Raw genomic sequence first — 5013 nt, forward strand, 5'->3', positions numbered from 1 at the left:
GGGAAATTGCGGGGTGGGAGGATGGCAAGCAGTATAGCAATCCGGTGTCAGCTGCTGTTTTCGGTGCCGGACACCAGGCCCAAACAAAAAAACACCACCCACTCGCCCTGGAGACGGGCAACGCAGGCGGTGTGCGGCAAAACAAAGAAACCGGGTCTGCACCCGGTTCCGTCATGACGCGAACGTTCCGGGACGGGAACGCAAGCAGCGCGGTCAGGCCAAGGCGGCCTCGCGCGCAGCCGGTGCGGTTGCCACCGCGCTGGCGCCAACTTCAGCCACGCGCAGCAGGTTGGTGGTCCCGCCTTGCCCGAACGGCATCCCCGCGGCGATGGTGATCTGGTCGCCAGGCACGGCATAACCTTCGGCCACCGCCGCGCGCGTGGCGGCTTCGACCATTTCATCCACGCTCTGCACATCCGGGCTCACGGTGGAGTGGACGCCCCAGGCAATGGCCAGGCGGCGCGCGATTTCCAGGTTTGGCGTGATGCTGACGATCGGTGCGCACGGCCGCTCGCGCGCGGCGCGCAGCGCGGTGGCGCCCGAGGACGTGTAGGTCACGGTCGCGACGGCGCCGATGATCTGCGTGACTTCGCGCAGCGCCGCGCAGATCGCATCCTGGCGCGTGTTCAGCGGGGTCTCGTGCTGGGCGTCGAGCAGGTTGCGGTACAGCGGGTCGCGTTCCACCTCGGTGACGATGCGGTTCATCATCGACACCGCCGGCACCGGGTAGCGGCCGTTGGCCGACTCGGCCGACAGCATCACCGCGTCGGCGCCTTCATAGATGGCGCTGGCCACGTCCGACGCTTCGGCGCGGGTCGGCACCGGCGAGTCGATCATCGATTCCAGCATCTGCGTGGCGATCACCACCGGCTTGCCCAGCTGGCGGCACACGCGCAGGATGCGCTTCTGCACGCCGGGCACGCGCTCGGGCGGCAGTTCCACGCCGAGGTCGCCGCGCGCCACCATCACGGAATCGGACACGCGCACGATCTCTTCGAGCTGCTGCAGCGCGGCCGGCTTCTCGATCTTGGACAGGATGCCGGCACGGGTACCGACGATCTCGCGCGCTTCGACGATGTCGGACGGGCGCTGCACGAACGACAGGCCGATCCAGTCAGCGCCCAGCGACAGCGCGAAGTCCAGGTCCTTGCGGTCCTTCTCGGTCAGCGCGGGGATGGGGATCACGGCGTCGGGCACGTTCACGCCCTTGCGGTCGGACAGCGTGCCGTTGTTGACCACGCGCGTGGTGATGGTGCCGGTGGTCACCGCCTCGATCGACAGGCGTACCTTGCCGTCGTCGATCAGCAGCGACTGGCCCGGCTGCGCGGCGGCGAACAGTTCGGGGTGCGGCAGGTAGACGCGGGTGCCGTCGCCCGGGGTGGGATCGCTGTCGAGCACGAATACATCGCCCGCGCGCACCGCGACCTTGCCGGCGGCGAAGGTGCCGATGCGCAGCTTCGGGCCCTGCAGGTCGGCCAGGATCGCGATCGGGCGGCCGGTTTCGGCCTCGATCTTGCGCACGGCGTCGTAGCGCGCGCGGTGGTCTTCGTGCGTGCCGTGGCTGAAGTTCAGCCGGAACACGTCGGCGCCCGCCTCGAACAGTTCGCGGATCACCGCGATGTCGGTGCTTGCGGGTCCAAGCGTGGCAACGATCTTCGCTTTGCGCTGGCGTCTCATGATGTCTCCTCTTCCATTCTCGGACGGCGCGCCATGTGGCGCGCCGGGTAATGCTGTTCAGGTGAACGACTGCTTCGGTATGGCGGTACTGCGCTGACGACTGCAGGACCTACACAATCAGGATGGCGCGGAAGTCATTCACATTGGTGCGGGTCGGGCCGGTGACGATCAGGTCGCCCACGCCGGCAAAGAAGCCGTAGCCGTCGTTGTTGTCCAGGTGCGCGCGCGCCGACAGACCGCGCGCGGCGGCGCGGGTCAGGGTGTCGGGCGAGAGCAGCGCGCCGGCGTTGTCCTCGGAGCCGTCGATGCCGTCGGTGTCGCCGGCAATTGCGTGCACGCCGGCCAGGCCGTCGAGCGCCACCGCCAGGGCCAGCAGGAACTCGGCATTGCGCCCGCCGCGGCCCTTGCCGCGCACGGTCACGGTGGTCTCGCCGCCGGACAGGATTACGCAGGGCTTGCTGAAGGGCTGGCCGCGCTGCGCCACCTGGCGCGCGATGGCAGCGTGCACTTCGGCCACTTCGCGGGCTTCGCCTTCGATGCAGTCGGACAGGATGTGGGCCTCGTAGCCCAGTTCACGCGCGCGCGCGGCCGCGGCTTCCAGCGATTGCTGCGCGGTGGCCAGCGTCAGGTTGCGGTGGCCTTCGAAGCGGGCATCGCCGGGCTTGGGCGTTTCGCCGGCGCCGCTCTCCAGGTGGGCGCGCACGTTGGCGGGGACTTCAATGCCGTACTTGGCGATGACGGCCAGCGCGTCGGCGCAGGTGGTCGCGTCGGGCAGCGTCGGGCCGCTTGCGATCAGGGTCGGGTCATCGCCGGGTATATCGGAAATCAGCAGGGTCTCGACGCGGGCCGGGGCGCAGTGCAGCGCCAGGCGTCCGCCCTTGAGCGCGGACAGGTGCTTGCGCACGCAGTTCATTTCGCCGATGCTCGCGCCGCTCTTGAGCAGCGCCTTGTTCACGGCCTGCTTGTCGGCCAGCGTCAGGCCCGGCGCGGGCGCGGCCAGCAGCGCGGAGCCGCCGCCGGAAATCAGACACAGCACCAGGTCGTCGGCGGTCAGGCCCTGCACCAGTTCCACCATGCGCTGCGCGGCGCGCTGGCCGGCTTCGTCGGGAACGGGATGCGCGGCTTCGACCACTTCAATGCGCTGGCAATCGGCGCCATGGCCGTAGCGCGTCACCACCAGGCCCGACAGCTCGCCTTGCCAGTTCGCCTCGACCGCCTGCGCCATCGCGGCAGCGGCCTTGCCGGCGCCGATCACCACCGTGCGGCCCTTGGGCGGCGTGGGCAGGTGCGGCGGCAGGCAATGGCTGGCGCTGACGGAAGCGACCGCGGTGTCGAACAGGTCGCGCAACAGCGCGCGCGCGTCGGACTGTGCGGGATGCGCTGCGGCGCGCTGGGGCGAGAGCAGGGCGGCTTGAGGTTCGGTGGCGAGCATGAAAAGTCCTGGTGCTGACGGGGAAAGCTAGTCGTCCCCGCAGGGCGGGGACGACGTGGTTGCTGCTTACTTGGCGATCTGGTGGTTAGACATGATCTCGATCGCGCGGCACAGGGCCGAATGGTCCTGCTTGCCCAGGCCGTTGGCGGCGCAGGTGTTGAACAGCTCCTGCGCGGTGGCGGTGTTGGGCAGTGCCACGCCCAGTGCCTTGGCACCCTGCAGCGCCAGGTTCAGGTCCTTCTGGTGCAGTTCGATGCGGAAACCCGGGTCGAAGGTGCGCTTGACCATGCGCTCGCCGTGCACTTCCAGGATGCGCGAAGCCGCAAAGCCGCCCATCAGCGCCTGGCGCACCTTGGCCGGATCGGCGCCGGCCTTGGAGGCGAACAGCAGGGCTTCGGACACGGCCTGGATGTTCAGCGCGACGATGATCTGGTTGGCCACCTTGGTGGTCTGGCCGTCACCGTTGCCACCGACCAGCGTGACGTTCTTGCCCATCAGGTCGAACAGCGGCTTGACCTGGTCATAGGCTTCCTGCGGGCCGCCGACCATGATCGTCAGCGAAGCAGCCTTGGCGCCCACTTCACCGCCCGACACCGGAGCATCCAGGTACGAGGCGCCCAGCTTGTTGATGCGCGCGGCGAAGTCCTTGGTGGCGATCGGCGAGATCGAGCTCATGTCGACCACGATCTTGCTGTGGCTGGCTTCCTTGCCGGCAGCCTTGAACGCGGTGGCCACGCCCTTTTCGCTGAACAGAACGGCTTCCACGTGCGGGGTGTCCGGCACCATGATGACGATGATGTCGGCACGCTTGGCGACTTCCTCGGCGCTGGTGCAGACGGTCACGCCTGCATCGACCAGCGCTTGCGGGGCCGGGTTGACGTCATGCACGAACAGCGTGTGGCCGGCGGCGCGCAGGTGGCCCGCCATCGGTGCGCCCATGATGCCCAGGCCGATGAAGCCGACGTTGCGTTGGTTTGCCATGTTGATGTCTCCTTGAATGAGATTAAGTCTGTCTTGGTTGGCGTAGGTGGTAACCCGTTACTGCACGCCGTGCTCGGCGCGCCAGCCCAGGCCGGCTTCGGTGGTGGTCTTCGGCTTGTACTCGCAGCCGATCCAGCCGTTGTAGCCGATCTCGTCCAGGAACTTGAACAGGAAGCGGTAGTTCAGCTCGCCGGTCCCCGGTTCATTGCGGCCCGGGTTGTCGGCCAGCTGCACGTGCTTGATCTTCGGCAGGTTGGCCTTGATGGTGTTGGCGATCTCGCCTTCCATCCGCTGCATGTGGTAGATGTCGTACTGCACGTACAGGTTGGGCGCATTGACCTGGTTGATCAGGTCCACCGCCTGCTGCGTGCGCGACAGGAAGAAGCCGGGGATGTCGAAGGTGTTGATCGGCTCGACCAGCAGGTCGATATGCTCAGCGGCGAGCGCGCTGGCGGCGAAGCGCAGGTTTTCCACCAGCGTTTCCTGGGCCTGCTCGCGCTTGACGTTCTGCGGCTGGATGCCGACCAGGCAGTTCAGCTGGCGCACGCCCAGCACCTTGGCGTACTTGATGGCCTCGCCCACGCCGTCCTGGAACTCGCCGACGCGGTCCGGGTGGCAGGCAATGCCGCGCTCGCCCGCTTCCCACTTGCCGGCGGGCAGGTTGTGCAGCACCAGGTCCAGCTGGAAGCGGTTCAGGCGGTCAGCGATCTGGTCCGCATGGAAGGCATAGGGGAAGAGGAATTCCACGCCGCGGAAGCCCGCGCGCGCGGCGGCTTCGAAGCGGTCGAGAAAACCGACTTCATTGAACAGCATGGTGAGGTTGGCCGCAAGTTTAGTCATGAGTCTCTCCGGTTTAGTTGTGTTGTCGTTCTGCCGGTGCAGAACCGGTGATGCAGGGGCGCTGGACTTGGGGGGGGGGGGGG

Annotated in this window: 4 protein-coding genes; all 4 read right to left on the minus strand. The window is 67.7% G+C overall.

Annotated elements, in window-relative coordinates; all coding sequences use genetic code 11:
- Positions 1-213: 213 nt before the first annotated feature.
- Positions 214-1677 (minus strand): pyruvate kinase, encoded by a 1464-nt coding sequence (gene pyk, locus AC3WRR_RS22130; protein WP_011616210.1) that lies wholly within the window; start codon positions 1675-1677, stop codon positions 214-216.
- A gap of 109 nt (positions 1678-1786) precedes the next feature.
- Positions 1787-3109 (minus strand): glycerate kinase type-2 family protein, encoded by a 1323-nt coding sequence (locus AC3WRR_RS22135; protein WP_492294887.1) that lies wholly within the window; start codon positions 3107-3109, stop codon positions 1787-1789.
- Between the two features lie 66 nt (positions 3110-3175).
- Positions 3176-4090, minus strand: a complete 915-nt coding sequence (glxR, locus tag AC3WRR_RS22140; RefSeq protein WP_492294885.1) for a 2-hydroxy-3-oxopropionate reductase — start codon at positions 4088-4090, stop codon at positions 3176-3178.
- 57 nt (positions 4091-4147) lie between these two features.
- Positions 4148-4930 carry a hydroxypyruvate isomerase gene (gene hyi / locus AC3WRR_RS22145; protein ID WP_010812148.1) on the minus strand — a complete coding sequence of 261 codons (783 nt, stop codon included), beginning with the start codon at positions 4928-4930 and terminating at the stop codon, positions 4148-4150.
- Positions 4931-5013 lie beyond the last annotated feature (83 nt).

The sequence above is a fragment of the Cupriavidus sp. FW305-3-2-15-C-LB2 genome (genome assembly GCF_058787575.1).

What these genes read in the sequence shown, in the direction of transcription:
- glxR (WP_492294885.1), bottom strand. Translation starts at nt 4,090, where the DNA reads ATGGCAAACCAACGCAACGTCGGCTTCATCGGCCTGGGCATCATGGGC.
- AC3WRR_RS22135 (WP_492294887.1), bottom strand. Translation starts at nt 3,109, where the DNA reads ATGCTCGCCACCGAACCTCAAGCCGCCCTGCTCTCGCCCCAGCGCGCC.
- pyk (WP_011616210.1), bottom strand. Translation starts at nt 1,677, where the DNA reads ATGAGACGCCAGCGCAAAGCGAAGATCGTTGCCACGCTTGGACCCGCA.
- hyi (WP_010812148.1), bottom strand. Translation starts at nt 4,930, where the DNA reads ATGACTAAACTTGCGGCCAACCTCACCATGCTGTTCAATGAAGTCGGT.